Raw genomic sequence first — 18,155 nt, 5'->3', positions numbered from 1 at the left:
AGCTGTCACCTGCCGAGAATTTCTTTTTCAAGTGACTTGAGAAAAAGGGTGTTCTGTATTTTCCAACTGTCCTGACCATCATGCGTCTCAATCTCGATGTTCTCTTTCAGATTGGTCAGGAGCTTTTGAGCGTCTTGCCGTTTCAAGCTCTGCTCGAACTCGGGCAAGTACTTCAGAAAGTGAGCGCTTTCAGCTTCGGAAAGTCCTGTTTCGCTCAGCACGCGCACCCAGGTTCGCGTGGAAAAATGCAGACCGGTTGCAGCTTTCAGCAATGCATCATGTGCGCTTTCGGCTATGAACCCGCCTTTCAAAGCTGCAGACAGCGTCGCCTCCGCATCCACCAGCGCCAGTGTCAGCGGGTAATAGCCCAGTTCTGCCGGAGCGTGCGAAACAGCAACATCCGCATCCGATTGACGCCTTCCCGCTTGATAGTCTGTAAAAATTGCCCCGACACCAACCATCCCGAATGGGAAACACTCTGCAGCCCGTAATGCGCCCATGCTGGCCGCGCCGTACACCCTGCACCCCTCCTGTAGGGCGAACAGGATTTCCTTGTGCCAGACAGAAGGGGTGGAGTTGAAGTAACCATCAATCAATCCGATCACGCGGCGCCCCTGCCCCACGGCTCGCAGAATGTCTCCGCGTGCCGCAGGTGGGAATACGTCCAGGTCGTCAAAAAGATCGCCGGCCAAGCCGTGAACGCTCGGTCCTGCAAAAACGACGGGTTTCAACATGCAGTGCTCAGCACTTCCGTCGTCAGCAGTATCGAGTTCATGGACATTTCGGAGAAGCTGCCGGAATGCGCGTTAAGGCCTGTGACGATCGTCCTCACCACGTGCACGTCCGGGACCGGCGATTTGAGCGGGAACATGTAGGCATCTTCAATGCCAGCCGCACGCATCAGCTTCAGGACATCCTGCCACCCCATGGACGACTGTCTTGCAGGGCGGAACTCAGCCTCAAGTTTGGCAAGAGGAATGAGTGGTGGCTGGTTCCTGGCTACGCCATCCTTGGACTGCTGAAAACGATCCATCGCAAGGTCGTCGCGCGCACCGGCGATGTCCGTCAGACGTGACTGCACCGCCTCAAGCAAGGCTGCGAGTATCGCCTCGGCAACGTTCGTCCGGCAGGCAATTCCCGCAGGAGCACGCGAAATGACACCGGAAGGCCCATTCACCTGCCGCGAGATGACAGCGGCAATGACCGGAAGTTTCACACGTCCTGGAAGAGCATATATGTGAAGATCAAGGCCGGCTTTTGAGACCTTCTCCAGAATGGCGTCTAGATCGGCGTTCGCGCCCTCGTAGTCGGTGACCTCCCGGATATTGTTGACGAACAAACCGAAAGTATCGACCACACTGGACGCGTCATGTTCCACGAGTTCGAGCAGGGCGTGTTCGATGGCCTTGTCGATCGAGAAATGCGCCGCCAATCCCTGGGATGTCATACGGAAGGCATGACGGTCCCAAGGCATGTCGCTACGCATGTCCATCCCGACCAATTCGTAGGGCGCGAAGCGTTGCTCGCCGGAAATCAGGGACGTTCCAGGAACCCAGGCGCGCTGGCGGGTCGGGTCGAGCTGATGCGGGTTGACCCTTGCTAGATCAAAGAACGGAATGACGCTCCTTTGCTGGCGCGCCATGTCTTCGATCGTCGCGAACTCCGTGACGTGCTGTCGCGGTTGTTCGGCGACAGCACATTCCACGGCTTCCATGATCGCTGAAATCTTCGCCTGATCGTTGGTCACACCCTTTCCCTGGGAAACGGAAAGAGACCTGGAATTTGGCCTGGTTGCGAACCAGACCGGTATCCCGATCGTGTCCAGCCCGGTGATCTCACCCAATCTGGTTATGCCGAAGCTGCGCAGGAATTGCGGAGAGAAAGGATCGGATTGCACAGCGGATACCTCCTGTAGCGGTGCGATTTTGTCAGTCAGGCGCCTTCCGGATCAATCGTCAGAAAGCACGGCATCCTGAAGCGTGTCGGGATTTCCGGAATCAGAACCGGAGCCGGTCTTGGAAACCGGATCCTGGATCGGTGCCCAGCTCATTCTGTTGAGGTCCCAATCGCTGTCATCGACATCAGTGAGGAATGCAAAATCGACATCCGAGATCGTGCTGCCCTGTTTGATTGCCTGGTAGATACCTTCCGACTCGACCTGGCTGAGGCTTGTTTCCGGATTGCCGTCACTTTCGGCGAACAGAACCCGGGCAGCAGCGGCGATGCGTGCATAGCCGTCGACACCGGCGTTTTGCGCTTCGTAAGCCAGAATTGTCTGGTGCGACACACGAGATACGCGCAGCGGATCCATCCGCAAAAAAACAACACCGTGACCACGTTTTCCGATCACGTAAAATGACGAATTAGGCATAATTTTCTCCTGTAAATGGGTTTACCTAGTCGAAGCCGGCGAGTTTCAGACCTTCCAGAAAGATCTTGCTGTTCTCTGGGTTCTTGTCTGGCATGAAGCGACTGATTTCCTGCGCGGTCATCCCCGGATAAACATCCATGAGACGCCGTGCATATTGTCTTGCGCTCTCAATTTGCCCGTCTAGAGCGAGGCTTGCCGTCAGGATTCGCAATGCAGGTTCCTCGTCATCCATCTGCTTGCACAGCCGGACGGCCTCTGCGTAGTCGGCCAGCTTGAAGGCGATGCTCGCACCCGCCCACCAGTAGATGTCCGGTGCAAGTGGATTGAGATCGATCGCGTGCTTGAAACGGTTCCAGGCGTCCTTGGGCTTGCCGAAATGCGCAAGCGCATCTGCGTGCTGTATGAGCAGATCCGAAGAGTTGGGGCTCAAGGTCTCGGCTTCCTGAAACTTGGCTTCCGAGGTCGTGTAATCACGTTGGTAAAGCGCGATGACCGCAGCCATCCAGTAGCCGATACCGGCCGTCGAATCGATCTCGATGGCTGCGTCCGCTTCCGCCTTGGCGCGGTGAAGAAGGTGCGGATCCGTCCCCCCGAGCAGCAACCATTCCAGTTGCATCGTCTGCGCTATGCGAGCGCGGGCGATGGACAAATCCTTGTCGTACGTGAGGCCTTGCCGGAATTCCTTTCTGGCACGGCGGATCATGCTCAAATTACAGGTCTTGATGAGGTTCTGTCCCCGCAAGACGTGCAGATAGCTCTGGGCATTGATCGACCGACCGGAGTCGAGCATCTGTCGCTCGATCTGCTGGGCGAGATTGGCTGCCACGGTTTTTGCAAGGAGACGGAAGGTATAGTGAAGGTCCTCCGGCTCCATCGAATACTCCGCAGACCAGATGATCTCCCCTGTGCCGTCATCGATAACGGTAAAGGAAATCTTTTGGCTGCCCGGGAGCAGAAAACTCTGCACGGAGTAGTTGGACCGAATTTTTTCCCAGTTGCTTAAATTGCCGCCGCGAAAGTCACGCATCGTACTGAACGGCGAGACCACGACAAATGTCTTGAACCTGGAGAAACTGTTCGCGACATCCTCGACGAATGCCTCGGCAAGCTGCGCATCCGGATGTTGATCGATGTGGCGGGGCGACGAAAAGGCAACGCGCGGAACCGGTGGTTTGGGAGGTGCCGGACGCTCCTCAACCGGTTTGACCCCCGTCGGTGCGACCCAGACTGTTCCTAAAGGCTTGCCGCTTGTATTACCAGGCACACGAGGCAAGGCAGGATTGAGAACTGAATTCATCAACCGGTCGATACGATCGACGCCATCCTGATCGCCACACCTGCCATAAGCTTTTGAAATTATACGATAGCATTCGGGGCTGTCAGGTTCGAAAGCCAGAAGCCGATCAGCGATCTTGCCGATGTTGCCACCACGATCCGCTCCGAAGCGTGTCGTTTCCTCAAGGGCTGCTGCTGCTCTGTTAAACAGTTTCTCCCTCAGGCTCGCGCGCTCGGTCAGCAGCCAAAGGTTCAGCTGTTCACCTTCGAACTCCATGCCATCGAGCAGTTCGCCGGTGAACTGCTCTATCCCGGCCATCATGCCTTCAAGATCGGTTGCCTTGCAGGACTGGAGAAAAGCGGCCAGGTCGGAACTTTGCGCCCCGGGACCAAGACTGATTCTGGTCTGGGTTGTTTCAATGAGCGGTCCGGCTTCGGGCTGCTTGCTTTGAACTCTCACAAGCAATTGCCTGAGGTTTGCCATGGCCCTGGTTTGGGCGACATCCTCCCAAAGCAGGGCAGCCGCCTTTTGACGCGCAAGCTCGTTGCCAGGAACAAGCAACAATACTGCAAGCAACGCGTATCCCTTGGCAGGAAACGGGGTATTCCGCGAGTAATACACTGACGGAACGCCAAGTAGTCGAATATTAGTGGCTGAACAACTTTTATTCATCACGTTGCCCCCTGGTAATTTTTTCTAACACAGTTCCCACCACAGAAGAACAGCACTGCCGTGACGGAGTCACGCCTGTGTGACGGCGCTATTGGGAATGTAGCTTTGCCGAAGGGACGAAGAGTGATCACACTTCGCGGCCAATAGCAAAAACTACGTATTATCAGATAGTAAGGAAACCATTCATGTCTGGTAAGATCTCCTTCAGGAGGACCTATGCAGGGTACGGAGACAATGTACGACCATTTGAGAGGGCTAATGACATAGGGTCCGTTATTACGGAATTTCTTTGGTACGAAGGTTCCCCATTTTATCCTCTTGGCGATTTGATCTCCGCAAATATCAGTTCTGTCTGGCTTGGTGCGGGAGAGCCGACGAAAGACGACGAAGACAATCTGGATCTCGTTTTCAAAATGCCTGAAAGCGACGGGGGCAATTTTTTCGAAATCGTCCTCAGGTCGAACGGTGGCACTTCTTATGGTGGCTGGGCCTGGGGTCAGGATCTGGAAGTGACCGACACAGTGGTTTCCGGTCACAGAGTGCTTGTCGCTCATGCAAACGAACTTAGTGTATTTCTCGAATATTCTCTCGAAAAAGGAAAATACGTTCAGCGAAACGTAGAATCCGATTGCAAGATCACGACTTCTACAGTCAGAAAACTGACGAAAATGGCAAAGAGACACTGAATTTTTTAGGAATAACTAGGCACACCGAGCGTATTTGAGGTGAAAATGCCACTTTTGTTTGAGGCTATTGAAAGGATTACCCGTTCAAAGAAGTTCGTTCATCTTCTTTGAAAGCCCGGGCCGCTCCCGGAAGCAACTGATTGTATCCCACCACAATCGCTTCCGGGGGCGGTCTTATTCGTTCAACCAACCCCGAAAGCTCCAAGAAGCTCTTGGCTAACCGGCCTTCCGGTCGGTGCTTTGTCGTGTTGCGGTTTTCAGTCGGTTGAACCCCATGGAGAGATGTGCTCGCCTAATCAAGGCTGCGGCCTGGAAGTCTCCAAGTCGAACAGCATTCGAAATTTCCGCGATTTCGCCGCAGAAGATGGCGACCTCCGTTGGCAGGTCCTTCTCATCTATCAAAGTCAGCCAGATGCGACAGGTCTTGTAGAACAGCTTTTCAGAAACTTCGCGCAGCGGCATGTTCAGTGTGAGCTGCAAAAAGGCCTGAAAGAAATCGATATTGAGTCGGGCAAAAACCTCACGATCCGGCGTTGTGCTCAATCGCTCCGCCCGAATTTTGAGACTGTTGAATGTGGCTTCCAGCTCCGAGTCGAGAGACCGCGAGCCCAACCTGCCGGTCAATTCATTCAGTTCAAGCCTGAGTTCATAGACCTGCGCCAGTTCTTCCAGATCCACTTCAGTCACCAATGTGCCTACGCCCTGCTGCGACAACAGCAGCCCGTCTGCTTCGAGTATCTGCAGTGCCTTGCGCAATGGTGAGCGACTGACACCGAATTCCGATGCCAATGCCTCTTCACTCAGTTGCGTTCCAGGCGGATAGACAAGCATGCATATCCGGTCTCTCAAAACGGAATACATGATCTGAAACCGTTCCTGAGCGCTTGCGGCCTGGTTCAACAAGTCTGCAACGTCGGCCGTCGCTGTTATGTCCTGATCGGTCATGAGGCCTGTAACAAGGTCCTTTCCAGTCCTGTGAGCATGTCGAGGCATTTATCGAGCTGCTCAACGGCCAGATATTCATCAGGCTTGTGCGCCTGTGCGATGGAGCCCGGGCCACAAACCACAACAGAAAGCCCCAGGGCCTGAAACAACCCGGCCTCAGTGCCAAATGAAACGACATCACACAGGTTCGCGCCAGTGAGCGATGTAACGATATCCCGTGCTTCGTTTTCCGGCATCACGGCCAGTCCGGCGACTTCTCCTATAATTTCGGTGACAATCTCAGCGTCGGGATAGACGGACGTCATTTGAGGCAGCAGCACGTCCTCGCAATAGGCTTCCAGGGAAGACTTTATCTCGAGTGCGTCCTGCATCCGAACCGGGCGCATTTCCCACTCCACCGCGCAATGCCGAGCAATGACATTGCGTGCAGAGCCGCCGTCTATCCGGCCAACCTGAAGTGTGGTCCATGGCGGTGAGTAGCGCTCGCTGTCAGGACCTGACTTGTCCTTCATGGTGGCGGCCAGTTCCATCATCCTGGAAATGAAAGCGGCGGCGACGTGGATAGCGTTGACCCCCTTGTCCGGTTCGGAGGCATGCCCATCGGTGCCATGGAACGCTGTCGTATATTCGTAACACCCCTTATGCCCCTCAATGACCCGCATTTCCGTCGGCTCACCGATAATCGCTACGGAAGGACGAATATCACTGCGCTTCAGTTCCTCAACCAGATGCCTGGCGCCAAAGCAGCCGACTTCCTCATCATAAGTCAAGGCGACATGCAGCGGCCGTCTCAGGTCGAGTAGCGCATAGTCCTGCGATTTCGCGAGGACCGCGGCGATATAGCCTTTCATGTCGCAACTGCCTCGCCCGTACAGCAAGCCGCCTTCTTCGCGCATCTGATACGGGTTGCAGGTCCATTCTACGGGATCTGCCGGGACGACGTCCGTGTGCCCTGACAAGACAATTCCGCCGGAGACATTTGGGCCAATTGTTGCGAACAGGTTGGCTTTCTTGCCGGTCGCATCCTTGGAAACCGTCACTTGAGCACCAGCTTCACGAAGCAGGGTCGCGGCAAAGCTGATCAATTCAAGATTGCTGTCTGCCGAAACTGTCGGAAAACCGATCAGGCGATCCAGTATGGAAATCGTCCGGGTCAACAAGTCCGAGCGCATATTCACCTCAGGACTTCACGAACAATCTGCGGGGCCTGTTGCACAGGCATTCTGCAGGTCCGTTTTCCTTGATGAGGATGCTCTCGGTGATTTCCAGTCCCCAGCCATCCATCCAAAGCCCCGGCATGAAGTGAAAGGTCATGCCGGGCTTCAGAACGGTGTTGTCTTCTTCGCGAATGGAAATCGTGCGTTCGCCCCAATCAGGTGGATAGGAAATGCCGATCGGGTACCCTGCCCGCGCGCCGCGCTCGATCCCCGCAGCCTCAAGAGGCTTCGCCAATGCACGTGCGATGTCACCCGCGGTATTGCCGGCCCTTGCGGTGTCCAGGCCGGCTTCGAGCCCCTCGACCAACGCCTTCTCGGCATCAAGCAGGTACTGTTCCGGTTTGCCAAGGAAAACGGTGCGGCACAACGGGGCATGATAGCGGCGGAAACAGCCGGAGAGTTCGAAAAATGTCGCCTCCCCTTCCTGCATGAAACGTCCGTCCCACGTCAGGTGCGGAGCGGACGCATCCGCACCACTGGGAAGCAGCGGCACGATAGCTGGATAGTCCCCCCAGGCGTCGTCTAATCCTCGGATGGCGTCGGCGTAGATCTCTGCAACAAGGTCGGCCTTGCGCATACCCGGCACAACACGCTCCAAGACGCCGTCCATGATTTTCTCGGAAATCCTGGCTGCCTTGCGCATGAACACGAGTTCTTCGTCGGATTTGACCGCCCTCAACCAGTTGACCATGCTTGTGGCGTCGATGAATTCAGCGTTCGGCAACTCACCCTGCAGCGTCAGGAACGCCTTGGCCGAGAAGTAGTAGTTCTCAAGTTCAACGCCAATCCTCTTGTTTGCGTATCCCCTCAATTCCAGCAGCCTGGCAAGGTCCTGCATGGGGTGTCGTTCAGACGACTGAATGAAATGATCGGCGTAGGAAGCGACGCGTGCGTCGTCCATCCAGACAGTTCGACGGGCACCATTGGCATCCTGCCTGCGTCCCCACCAGATCGGTTCTTCGTCCAGAAAGACAACGACCCCCTGATGCACATAGAAAGACCATCCGTCATAGCCTGTGGTCCAGGCCATATTGGAAGGGTCCTCGAGAAACAGGACATCTATTCCCCGTTTGGACATGTCGGTACGGACAAGATCGAGACGGCGTTGATACTCGGCACTGCTGAAAGGAAGGTCGTGACCTGGCATGATTGGGCCTCGTCGTTTATTTGTACACAAATAAGAACTCAGCCATTTCAGAAATCAAGAAAATAAACACATCCGAATATCATCGCTTGCACTTTTTGGGTCATTTGTACACAAATGAGAATGTTCTCCCTTGCAGGATCTTCATGATGACCACGAGCGATACCGGAAACAGTCCATGCAACTGACGCTTACGGATATTTTCGAAGCGCGAAGAGCCATCACCGGGCGAGTGGTCAGGACACCCCTCCTGCCCTCGCGATTCATGACAGAACAAACCGGACAGCCATTTTTCCTGAAGATGGAGACGATGCAGCCAACAGGCGCCTTCAAGTTGCGCGGTGCAACGAATGCGGCCCGCAATGCGCCCGAAGGCACCACGACGCTCACATGCTGTTCGACCGGAAATCATGGCCGCGGTGTTGCCTATGCGGCACGGGAACTTGGATTGAAGGCCGTGATCTGCATGTCATCCCTAGTTCCGCAGACCAAGCTGGATGGCATCAGAGCCCTTGGGGCTGAAACTCGGATCGTCGGCAACAGCCAGGACGATGCCCTTGCCGAGTGCCGTAAGCTGGCTCAGGCAACTGGCGTCTTTGAAATCTCACCGTTCGACGATCCATACGTGATTGCAGGCCAAGGCACCATCGGGCTTGAGATTCTGGAAGATGTTCCAAACCTCGACACCCTTTTGGTTCCCCTGTCGGGAGGCGGGCTTGCCGCGGGTGTCGCGCTTGCCGCAAAATCCATCAATCCACAGGTCCGTGTTGTCGGACTGACCATGGACAGAGGCGCGGCGATGAAAACATCGATCGACGCCGGCCGGCCAGTGGAAGTGCCAGAGGTGGCAAGCCTCGCGGATTCTCTTGGAGGCGGCATAGGCCTCGACAACCGGCTTTCGTTCGCAATGTGCCGGGATCTTCTGGACGAAATCATTCTGGTAACTGAAGGCGAAATCTACCGGGCCATGCAGGCTCTTTATTACGAGGATAGTCATGTCGCGGAAGGCGCTTGCGTAGTTGGCATTGCAGCAATCCTTGCCGGAAAGCTGACCGCGCCAGAAGGTCCGGTCGCAACGATCATTACGGGTCGAAATGTCGACATGGTTCAATTCACAAAGGTCATGACCGGTCAGGACGTTATGCTTGGGGACTATCTGTTGGAGGGAAAACCTTATGGCGCATGAAATCAGGTTGGTGAACGAGGCCGATCTGCGCCGGGCTGTTCATCTTGATCTTGAAGTCATCGACTGCATTGAAAAAGCATTTGCAAAGCTGGCAACCGGAACAGTCGTGATGCCTCCCGTGCTGTCCATGGCCCTGCCGGAGGTGAATGCGGAAGTTGATGTGAAAACCGCCTACGTGCCAGGTCTCGACGGTTTCGCGATCAAGGTATCTCCCGGCTTTTTCAACAACCCTGCTCTCGGGCTTTCAAGTCTCAACGGGTTGATGGTGCTTTTTTCGGCGCAAACCGGTCTGGTTCAGGCTGTCTATCTGGACAATGGTTATCTGACCGACATCCGCACGGCTGCAGCCGGAGCGGTTGCGGCACGCCACCTTGCGCCTGCAGTCGTTTCAACGATCGGCATTCTGGGAACCGGCGTTCAGGCCAGGTTGCAGCTGATTGCGGCGGCAAAGGTACGGCCTGCAGAAAGGGCACTGATCTGGGGACGAGACCGTGACAAGGCCAGAGCCCTGGCCAAGGATATGTCTGCAGCGCTGGGGATAGACGTGGTCGCAACCGAGGATCGGCAGCAACTGGTTGCCGACAGCCAACTTGTCGTCACCACGACCCCTGCGAAGGAGGCTATCCTGGGCGCGGATTGTCTGCATCCCGGCTTGCATATCACTGCAATGGGATCTGATCAGGAGGACAAGAATGAACTTGCCCCGGAGATCCTGGCTAAGGCCGATATCCTGGTCTGCGATCGGATAAGCCAATGCGAAAAACTCGGAGAGCTGCGCTCCGCCCTTGCGAACCGCACTTTGCAGGATGTGAGCCGTGTACGCGAACTCGGTGAGATTGTTTCAGGCAAGTCGCAAGGCAGGACTTGTGATGCTGATATCACCGTCTGCGATTTGACCGGCACCGGCGTTCAGGATACGGCCATTGCCACGCTGTCTCTTGGCAAGGTCAAGAAGGCAAATGCGGGCACGATGCTCGTATCCTGAACCGGCAAGAGACATTGATGCTGAAACTGGACAATCGAGACCTGGAAATCCTGAAGGTACTTTCCGAGGAAGGACGCATTTCCAAAGCGGATCTCGCAAAGCGTATAAATCTTAGTCCGAGCCCGTGCTGGAAGCGCCTTGAGAGGCTTGAGGCTGCTGGAATCATCGAGGGATATGGCGCGCGTTTCTCGCTCAAGAATATCGCGCCTCATGTCACCGTTTTCGTGACGCTCGAACTGGAACATCACCGCGCCGAATATTTTCAGGCCTTTGAGCGGGCAATCCGCAATTGCGATGAAGTCGTTGCCTGCTGGGCGATCGGTGGCGGGCTCGATTATCTGATGCAGACCGTCACGCGTGACATCGACAGCTATCAGCGGTTCATGGATGCCCTGCTGGACCGCGGCCTTGGCGTCGTTCGCTACTTCACTTACGTGGTGACAAAACCGGTGAAACAGAGCGCTGCTCCAGCACTCGATATGTTGCTGGCCGGGATGCTTGGAACAGAAACGACTGCTGAAAACTCCGAATAAGAACGAAACAGCTGCCAAGCTTGTCAAGAAAAGGCGTTTCGTTCCCGGGTGCCATTCTAGGCTCTGCTCACCACTTTGGAGAGCAACGCCATGCAGTCCCGAATCCTTGCCGAGACATCCCTTGAAAGCTCGCTTTTTCACCTGATCGACAACCGTCACCTGGTAAAGCACTTCGCCTATGTCGGTGGACGTTGGGCAGCGGCACGTGATGGTGCCGTGTTTCGAGTAACCGATCCGGCGGATGGAAGTCTTCTTGGGGAAGTGACATCTCTTTCCAGCGCCCAATCCGCCGAAGCTATCGATGCCGCCAATGACGCCTTTTCAAGTTGGTCCACCTTGCTGCCTCAGGAAAGGGCATCCTTTCTGTTGGCCTGGCACGACTTGATCTTGGAAAACCGGGAAGATCTCGCTCGTCTGATGACGCGTGAGCAAGGAAAACCACTTTCGGAATCCCGCGGCGAGATCGATTATGCAGCCTCCTTCGTATCGTTTTACGCCGAAGAGGCCAAACGGCCGAATATCGAGAGCATCACTTCCCACTTGCCTGACGCAGAGATGGAAGTCTGGCGGGAACCTGTTGGCGTTGCCGCATTGATCACTCCGTGGAACTTTCCATGCGCGATGATCACGCGAAAAGCAGCTGCCGCACTCGCTGCCGGCTGTACCGTTGTCGTGCACCCTTCACAGGAAACGCCGTATTCCGCACTCGCCCTAGCTGAACTTGCTGACCAGGCTGGGCTTCCGGCAGGTGTTTTCAACGTGCTTCCCGGGAACGCGGAAGACATCGTGAAGCCGTGGATGTCAGACCCGCGCGTCAGGGCGGTTTCGTTCACCGGGTCGACAGGTATCGGACGGCTTCTTTATTCGCAGGGTGCTCAGACTGTAAAACGACTTGTGCTGGAACTCGGCGGTCACGCCCCCTTCCTCGTGTTTGCAGATGCTGATCTTGACCATGCCGTCGATCAGGCAATCGCCGCAAAATTCGAAACATCCGGTCAGGATTGCCTCGCGGCAAATCGCATTCTGGTTGAAAGACCGGTCTACCAGGCGTTTTGCGAAGCCTTCACCAAACGTGTTGAAGCCTTGTCTGTCGGACCTGGGCTTGAAGATCCTGACATCGGACCGCTGATGCATGAGCGGGCGGTTGCCAAGCAGGAAGACCATGTTCGAGATGCACTCGCACGAGGTGCGCGCCTCCTCACCGGTGGCCACCGTCACACGGCCGGCCCATTGTTTTTTCAACCGACCGTTCTGGCGGACGTTCCCGCTGATGCATCGATTTTACGTGAAGAAACATTTGGTCCGGTGGCAGCCCTGGCAGCCTTCGATAAGGAGGAGGACGCCATTGCACGGGCAAACGACACCGAATACGGCCTTATCGCCTATCTCCACACGCAGGACCCGCGCCGCATCTACCGTGCAAGCCGCGCGCTTCAATACGGCATGGTTGCCGTCAATCGCACAAAAGTGACCGGCTATCCGATCCCCTTTGGAGGCGTGAAACAATCCGGCCTTGGCCGCGAAGGTGCCCGCTACGGACTGGAGGCCTTCACCGAAATCAAATACGTCTGCCGGGACTGGAGCTGACCTGGCCCAACCAACACTAGAAGGACTTGAATATGCTCAAGAACGACCAACTGGATGCCTGGGACAGAGAGAACTTCTTCCATCCCTCGACCCATCTTGCCCAACATGCGCGCGGAGAGAGCCTTAACCGGATCGTCACCGGTGGCAGCGGCGTCTATATCGAAGACCGTGACGGCACCAAACTATTGGACGCATTCGCCGGACTTTATTGCGTCAACGTCGGCTATGGCCGTTCCGAAATTGCTGACGCCATTGCAGAGCAGGCTCGTGAACTGGCCTATTACCACGCATACGTCGGCCACGGCACCGAAGCCTCCATCACGCTTGCACAAATGGTGATGGAGCGAGCGCCCGACCACATGTCCAAGGTCTATTTCGGACTGGGCGGCTCGGATGCGAACGAAACCAACATCAAGCTGGTCTGGTACTACAACAACATTCTCGGCCGCCCGGAGAAGAAGAAGATCATCTCGCGCTGGCGCGGCTATCACGGCTCGGGCCTGATGACCGGTTCTCTGACGGGCCTCGAGTTGTTTCACAAGAAGTTCGACCTGCCGCTTTCACAGGTTCTGCACACGGTCGCGCCCGACTATTTCCGCAGGGAAGACCTTTCCCAGTCCGAAGCAGAATTTGTTGCCTATTGCGTTGCTGACCTGGAAGCCGTGATCGAACGCGAAGGCGCTGACACCATTGCAGCCTTCATTGGCGAGCCGGCCCTTGGTACGGGCGGGATCGTACCGCCCCCAAGCGGGTACTGGGAGGCCATTCAGGCCGTGCTCAAGAAACACGACATTCTGCTGATCGCAGATGAAGTTGTTTCAGGCTTTGGACGTCTCGGCACGATGTTCGGGTCAGACCACTACGGTATTCAGCCGGATTTCATCACCATCGCTAAAGGCCTGACATCGGCATATGCTCCCCTGTCCGGCTCCATCGTTTCCGACAAGGTCTGGAAGGTGCTGGAGGACGGTACCGACGAATTTGGGCCGATCGGCCATGGGTGGACCTATTCCGCACACCCGATCGGTGCCGCAGCCGGCGTTGCGAACCTCAAGCTTATCGACAGTCTCGGCCTGGTGGCGAATGCCGGTTCCGCAGGTAGCTACTTCAAGAATGCACTTACGAATGCGCTCGGAGATCACGCCAACGTTGGCGACATCCGCGGCGACGGTCTGCTTTGCGCGATCGAATTTGTATCGGACAAGGCCAGCAGAACCTATCTCGATCCGGCAAGCAAAACCGGCCCACAGGTTGCAGCAGCCCTGTTGAAGGAAGGCGTCATCGGCCGGGCGATGCCGCAGGGTGACATCCTGGGGTTCGCCCCTCCCCTGTGCATTTCTGAAGCTGAAATCGACAAGGTTGTTGATGCAACCGTGAAAGCAGTAAAATCCGTCTTCTAAGAAGCGGCACCACCAAATAACAAAGCCCGTCGGAGCAACCCGGCGGGCTTTTTGGTATCTTCGGTAGGAAAGCTGCCTATCCGGCTTTCGCGGTCTGTCCCATGAGTGCCGGCACTACTTGTTCCGGTGGCCCCATCATCGCAATCTGGCCACCTCTGAGTACAACCACCCGGTTGGCCATTTTCATGTGGCTAGGCCGTTGAGTATTGATGAGGATGGTCGCCTTGCCCTTGAGTTCCTCGATCATCGCCATGAATTTCTTGTCGCCCTCGAAATCGAGATGCGTTCCCGGATTGTCGAACAGATAGAGCGGTGCCGCTTTCACGAAGGCACGGGCCAAAACAATGCGCTGCTTCATGTTGTCCGGGATCTGCTTCAGGACCTCGCCATTGAGGCGCGTTTCAAGTCCGTTGAAGTTCTCCTCCAGGTAGGACAGCAAGCCAAGTTTACCGGTAACCTCGATCAGACGTTCGTCGGTAGCACCCGGATCCGACATCAGCAGGTTCTGTTTTACCGTGCCGTAAAAGAAGTCGAGATCGTCGGGTGCATAGCCAATGGAGGAGCGCCACTCTGCGGTATCCAGCTGGCGCACATCCAGACCGTCAAACAGGATGGACCCCACCTGGGGCTGAAACAAGCCGATGACAGCCTGGAACAATGCGGTCTTGCCCGAGCCGCTCGGGCCCGTGATGGCAACGGTTTCGCCTTCCTTCACCGTCAGCTCAAGGCCCTTAAGCGAGGCTTCCGTTGCCCCTGGATACCTGAGGACGAGTGAGGACACTTTCAGATCACCGCGAATGTCACGTGTGATTTTCGGCAGATGCCCCGGCTCGCGCTCGAGCTGCACCTTCATGAGGTTGTTGATCTGTTCGATCACCGTGCGGCTTTGCGCAAGCTGCGTGATGCTGAGAAATGCCTGGTTCATCGGGTTCAGAACCCGCCAGCTGAGGGCCATTGTGGCAATCAGGGCGCCCAGGCTCATTTCTCCTTCCATGACACGCATTGCCCCGATCCCCAGAACCAGGACACCGCAAATGGTCATCAGCGTCTGCGACAGTGTCTGCAGCACATGCGTGATATGACGTGCATGGATGTTGAGTTTGTTGAAGTTGGTGGAAAGCGCCGAAAATCGCTCCAGCCAGGTATCTTCTACAGAAAGGTTCCTGAGAGCCCGCTGGTTGCGAAAGGTCTCGATCATGAAACTGTTGAGTTTCGACTTCTGCTCGCCAACGGCAGCGACTTCGCGCTGGACCTTGGGCAGGACATAAACTGCCAGCAGCGTGTAGATGGTCAGCAGTGCGAGCGGCGGCAGCGCAACAGGTCCGCCGATCAGGAAGATCGCGACAATGAAGATCAGCGTGAAGGGAATATCGACGATCGCGTTGAACAGCGAACTCTGGAATATGTCGCGCACGCTGTCGAAATAGCGCAGCCGCATGACCTGGGTGCCGATCGGCGCTTCGGACAGCATCGCATATGGAAGATGCAGGATGCGCTCAAAGGTCTTGTTGCCGACAATCGCATCAACCCGTCCGCCGAGATAGGATTGTAGCCATGTCTTCATTCTGCGCAGCGCAACTTCGCACAGAAGAATGATTCCAACGCCGACCGCCATGGTCAGAAGCACCTCGGTCGATTTTGCTCCCATTGCCTTGTCGTAGATCGCCATGATGAACAACGGCGGTGCAAGAGCGAGAATGTTGAGAACAAAACCGAGAGCCAGAATAGAGATGATACTGGTCCGGAACCGCTTGGATACGGTCGAGAACCAGCTTCGGTTGTTTTGAACCTGCCCCTGTTCCTCATTGTCTTCGGCCGCGAGATAGATCTCGTTTTTCAGAATATCCGCGGCAGGAACTGAAATTGCCTCTCCCTGACGGCCGGAATAGGCGCGAAACTCACCCGTTCCGGTTTTTCCAACGAGAACCTGAACGTCGTCCCTGGTTACACGCAGACACGGCATCTGTGCATGGGTCAGTTCCCCGGCACTTCCATGAAAAGGTGTCGTCTTGACTGTCAAGCGGCTGAGGACGGTCCGCAAGACCTGGAAAGTTTCAATCCGGTCGAAGTGCGGCAATGCCTCGAAAAGAAGCCGGTCATTGCCCTGCCAGCGCATCTCCCGCAAAAGCGGAATCAGGCACCTTTCGGCGGGCGCCGCACCGTCATCAGGAAGTCCTAACCGGCTTGTGGCGGTCCCATCGGCTGCCAGTTCGGCCGACAGATCGCGCCACTGGCGGTGTACGGCGTTGTCGGCAGCGTGGACGTCTTCAAGGTTGAATAGCGGTCTGCTCACGCCGGCATCCCCATTTTCTGAGGTGTACCGGTTACGTTCATCGTGCCGAGGTCATGCACGCTGCCGTCCCTGAGTTCGTATTGGTGATCCGCGACTGCCAGCATGGAAGGACGGTGGCTGATGATGATAACCGTCAGATAGCCCTTCAGACGGATCAGCGCATCGACAAGCGCCTTTTCTGCCTGTTGGTCCAGTTGCGCATTCGCCTCGTCCAGGATCAGGATCTTCGGCTCGCCTGCCAAAGCCCTTGCAATGCAGATCCGCTGCAAGGTAGCTGCAGGAACCTTGCCGCCCAGGTCTGACCCCAGCTGCGTTTCATAACCGCGCGGCAAGAGATGGATTTCCTTTTCAAGCCCGATCAGCTTTGCCGCCATACGCGCATGAGCGATGTCGGATACGGCACCGAACATCGTGATGTTTTCAAGGATTGTGCCGTTGAAGATAGCAGACTGGTTGTCGACATAGGCAACGGTCTTGCGCAGTGCATGTTTGTGGAGGCCATCATAATCCTGCCCGCCGATCATGACCTTGCCGGTCGTCGGCGTCATTTCACCGGTCAGCAATTTCATGAGTGTGGACTTGCCGCTGCCGTCCGCGCCGCGGAAACCGACGAATTGTCCGGCTTCGATTGTCAGGTTGATGTCCTCGAACACCCGGCGCTGGCTTTCGCCCAGTTCGACTGACACGTTGATCAGGTGAATGGAACCGTCGGTATCGACCGTCAAAGGCTCCTGCTGCGCAACCTCCGGCAGCTTGAAGAGCGAATTGACCTGAGCGTAGTCGTGCTTCAGTCGTTGCATGTCTGTCAGCTGGTTGATCGCGCGAAGGAATGGCTGCACGAACTGACCGGACAAGAGTGTGCTGGCAGCGACACCGCCGACGCTGAAATTGCCATAGATGGCCATCAACGCGCCGCAGATGACCACAAAGATAGTCGTGAGGGTTCCGAAAAGTGCGGACGCATCCCTCGCCTGGCCGGACAAGCGCATATATCTGGAGCTGAGCTCTGCCGTTGCCCGCTGCAATCGCTCGAAGCGGCGCATGATCAGTGCTTCCATCGCCTGGGACTTCACGGTCTTGGCGCCGGACAGTACCTCCAGGATGAAATCGGATTTGCGATCGTCCTGATCTGCCCGGTCGGCGACAACCTGCTGCAGCACCTTGTTTCTGTTGAGGGCAAACAGCATGAAGATGCCCAGCAACGTGATCGGCACCAGCGCCAGCGGCCCTGCGATGAAGATGAGCGCCGCCAGGAAGATACCCCCTGCGGGCAGGTCAATGGCGAGAAGACGGTTCTGGTCGCCATAGTGATCTGCAACCGATTGCAATGCCCGAAGCTGGTGCACCTGTACGGAAACAGGCGTTTTGGCAAACTGGGAAGGCTCGGCATCAAGCACCCGGCGGAAAAGTTCGGTGTGCGCCTGATGATTGAACCCTGCCCCGAGCCTGCCGACAACCGCGGTACGGGAGACCTTGATGACGGCATCGGCAATTAAAACGACAGCCACCCCGAGGATGAGCACAAGCAGCGTGTCGGTGGAAGCATTTGGCAGAACGCGGTCATAAACCTGAAGAATGGCCAGCGGCATCGCCAGCCCCATGATATTTGCGAAAACGGAAGCAACTACAACGTCGCGCGGCAATCCGGGCGAAGAAATCCAGCGTCCGGACGGAGAATGCCGGATCCTCAGACGAGGCAAAAAGAAAGATGAAAATACCGATTTCAGCATATGCGGGCCAGAGTCGTGTAGCTACTCGCTCAAACTGTGCTGATCGGGTTTAAAAAGCGTTTACCCTACGCCGTGTTTCCCGAATTTTATTAGAACTAAACTTCAGATTCCAAGAGGAATTTTGCGCTTT

The 18,155-nt window shown here is 56.0% G+C and carries 15 protein-coding genes; 6 read left to right on the top strand and 9 right to left on the bottom strand.

Annotated features, from left to right (window positions below):
* Positions 1-5: 5 nt before the first annotated feature.
* Genes ACVDG9_RS12130 through ACVDG9_RS12115 form a run of 4 tightly spaced genes read right to left on the bottom strand, consistent with a single transcriptional unit; the run spans position 6 to position 4,223 of the window.
* Positions 6-731, bottom strand: coding sequence for a TfuA-like protein (locus ACVDG9_RS12130; protein ID WP_447238305.1), 726 nt, complete (start codon positions 729-731; stop codon positions 6-8).
* A complete protein-coding gene (locus tag ACVDG9_RS12125) occupies positions 728-1,897 on the bottom strand; it encodes a YcaO-like family protein (RefSeq protein ID WP_447238074.1) in 1,170 nt (389 codons plus the stop codon). The genes ACVDG9_RS12130 and ACVDG9_RS12125 overlap by 4 nt, the downstream gene beginning before the upstream one ends.
* Positions 1,898-1,948: 51 nt before the next feature.
* Positions 1,949-2,371: a hypothetical protein gene (locus ACVDG9_RS12120; RefSeq protein WP_031268516.1), complete on the bottom strand. Its 423-nt coding sequence runs from the start codon at positions 2,369-2,371 to the stop codon at positions 1,949-1,951.
* 25 nt (positions 2,372-2,396) lie between these two features.
* Positions 2,397-4,223, bottom strand: coding sequence for a BTAD domain-containing putative transcriptional regulator (locus ACVDG9_RS12115; RefSeq protein ID WP_447238073.1), 1,827 nt, complete (start codon positions 4,221-4,223; stop codon positions 2,397-2,399).
* 281 nt (positions 4,224-4,504) lie between these two features.
* On the opposite strand from ACVDG9_RS12115, the gene ACVDG9_RS12110 reads away from it, so the two are divergent.
* Positions 4,505-5,005, top strand: coding sequence for a hypothetical protein (locus tag ACVDG9_RS12110; RefSeq protein ID WP_055654213.1), 501 nt, complete (start codon positions 4,505-4,507; stop codon positions 5,003-5,005).
* 216 nt (positions 5,006-5,221) lie between these two features.
* On the opposite strand, the gene ACVDG9_RS12105 is transcribed toward ACVDG9_RS12110, so the two are convergent.
* The 3 genes from ACVDG9_RS12105 to doeA all read right to left on the bottom strand — a co-directional run bounded on the left by ACVDG9_RS12105 (position 5,222) and on the right by doeA (position 8,314).
* Positions 5,222-5,836 carry a GntR family transcriptional regulator gene (locus ACVDG9_RS12105; protein ID WP_447238304.1) on the bottom strand — a complete coding sequence of 205 codons (615 nt, stop codon included), beginning with the start codon at positions 5,834-5,836 and terminating at the stop codon, positions 5,222-5,224.
* A 110-nt stretch (positions 5,837-5,946) separates the two neighbouring features.
* Positions 5,947-7,122 (bottom strand): acetylornithine deacetylase, encoded by a 1,176-nt coding sequence (argE, locus tag ACVDG9_RS12100; protein ID WP_447238072.1) that lies wholly within the window; start codon positions 7,120-7,122, stop codon positions 5,947-5,949.
* 7 nt (positions 7,123-7,129) lie between these two features.
* A complete protein-coding gene (doeA, locus tag ACVDG9_RS12095; protein WP_152506568.1) occupies positions 7,130-8,314 on the bottom strand; it encodes an ectoine hydrolase DoeA in 1,185 nt (394 codons plus the stop codon).
* A gap of 175 nt (positions 8,315-8,489) precedes the next feature.
* Here doeA and eutB point away from each other — a divergent pair, with 175 nt between their 5' ends.
* The 5 genes from eutB to ACVDG9_RS12070 all read left to right on the top strand — a co-directional run bounded on the left by eutB (position 8,490) and on the right by ACVDG9_RS12070 (position 14,002).
* Positions 8,490-9,497 carry a hydroxyectoine utilization dehydratase EutB gene (gene eutB, locus ACVDG9_RS12090; protein WP_447238071.1) on the top strand — a complete coding sequence of 336 codons (1,008 nt, stop codon included), beginning with the start codon at positions 8,490-8,492 and terminating at the stop codon, positions 9,495-9,497.
* A complete protein-coding gene (locus ACVDG9_RS12085; RefSeq protein WP_447238070.1) occupies positions 9,487-10,482 on the top strand; it encodes a cyclodeaminase in 996 nt (331 codons plus the stop codon). Before eutB ends, ACVDG9_RS12085 begins: the two co-directional genes overlap by 11 nt.
* Before the next feature lie 17 nt (positions 10,483-10,499).
* On the top strand, positions 10,500-11,015 hold the full coding sequence (locus tag ACVDG9_RS12080) for an Lrp/AsnC family transcriptional regulator (RefSeq protein WP_447238069.1): 516 nt from the start codon (positions 10,500-10,502) through the stop codon (positions 11,013-11,015).
* A gap of 90 nt (positions 11,016-11,105) precedes the next feature.
* Positions 11,106-12,602, top strand: coding sequence for an NAD-dependent succinate-semialdehyde dehydrogenase (locus ACVDG9_RS12075; protein ID WP_447238068.1), 1,497 nt, complete (start codon positions 11,106-11,108; stop codon positions 12,600-12,602).
* Positions 12,603-12,634: 32 nt separating this feature from the next.
* Positions 12,635-14,002, top strand: coding sequence for an aspartate aminotransferase family protein (locus ACVDG9_RS12070; RefSeq protein WP_447238066.1), 1,368 nt, complete (start codon positions 12,635-12,637; stop codon positions 14,000-14,002).
* A gap of 76 nt (positions 14,003-14,078) precedes the next feature.
* Here the strand turns inward: ACVDG9_RS12070 and ACVDG9_RS12065 are convergent, their stop codons facing one another.
* Both ACVDG9_RS12065 and ACVDG9_RS12060 read right to left on the bottom strand, forming a co-directional pair.
* Complete coding sequence (locus ACVDG9_RS12065) at positions 14,079-16,295, bottom strand: peptidase domain-containing ABC transporter (protein ID WP_367021230.1); 2,217 nt, start codon at positions 16,293-16,295, stop codon at positions 14,079-14,081.
* Positions 16,292-18,025 carry a peptidase domain-containing ABC transporter gene (locus ACVDG9_RS12060; RefSeq protein ID WP_447238065.1) on the bottom strand — a complete coding sequence of 578 codons (1,734 nt, stop codon included), beginning with the start codon at positions 18,023-18,025 and terminating at the stop codon, positions 16,292-16,294. The genes ACVDG9_RS12065 and ACVDG9_RS12060 overlap by 4 nt, the downstream gene beginning before the upstream one ends.
* Positions 18,026-18,155 lie beyond the last annotated feature (130 nt).

The organism is Roseibium sp. RP-7, from assembly GCF_053005225.1.
The sequence above is the reverse complement of the archived record's forward strand: the minus strand, read 5'-3'. Positions and strand labels throughout refer to the sequence as shown.

Bases quoted from the DNA above. Each gene is read 5' to 3' on its own strand.
- ACVDG9_RS12120 (WP_031268516.1), bottom strand. From the start codon at position 2,371: ATGCCTAATTCGTCATTTTACGTGATCGGAAAACGTGGTCACGGTGTT.
- ACVDG9_RS12110 (WP_055654213.1), top strand. From the start codon at position 4,505: ATGTCTGGTAAGATCTCCTTCAGGAGGACCTATGCAGGGTACGGAGAC.
- ACVDG9_RS12105 (WP_447238304.1), bottom strand. From the start codon at position 5,836: ATGCTTGTCTATCCGCCTGGAACGCAACTGAGTGAAGAGGCATTGGCA.
- argE (WP_447238072.1), bottom strand. From the start codon at position 7,122: ATGCGCTCGGACTTGTTGACCCGGACGATTTCCATACTGGATCGCCTG.
- doeA (WP_152506568.1), bottom strand. From the start codon at position 8,314: ATGCCAGGTCACGACCTTCCTTTCAGCAGTGCCGAGTATCAACGCCGT.
- eutB (WP_447238071.1), top strand. From the start codon at position 8,490: ATGCAACTGACGCTTACGGATATTTTCGAAGCGCGAAGAGCCATCACC.
- ACVDG9_RS12085 (WP_447238070.1), top strand. From the start codon at position 9,487: ATGGCGCATGAAATCAGGTTGGTGAACGAGGCCGATCTGCGCCGGGCT.
- ACVDG9_RS12080 (WP_447238069.1), top strand. From the start codon at position 10,500: ATGCTGAAACTGGACAATCGAGACCTGGAAATCCTGAAGGTACTTTCC.
- ACVDG9_RS12075 (WP_447238068.1), top strand. From the start codon at position 11,106: ATGCAGTCCCGAATCCTTGCCGAGACATCCCTTGAAAGCTCGCTTTTT.
- ACVDG9_RS12070 (WP_447238066.1), top strand. From the start codon at position 12,635: ATGCTCAAGAACGACCAACTGGATGCCTGGGACAGAGAGAACTTCTTC.
- ACVDG9_RS12060 (WP_447238065.1), bottom strand. From the start codon at position 18,025: ATGCTGAAATCGGTATTTTCATCTTTCTTTTTGCCTCGTCTGAGGATC.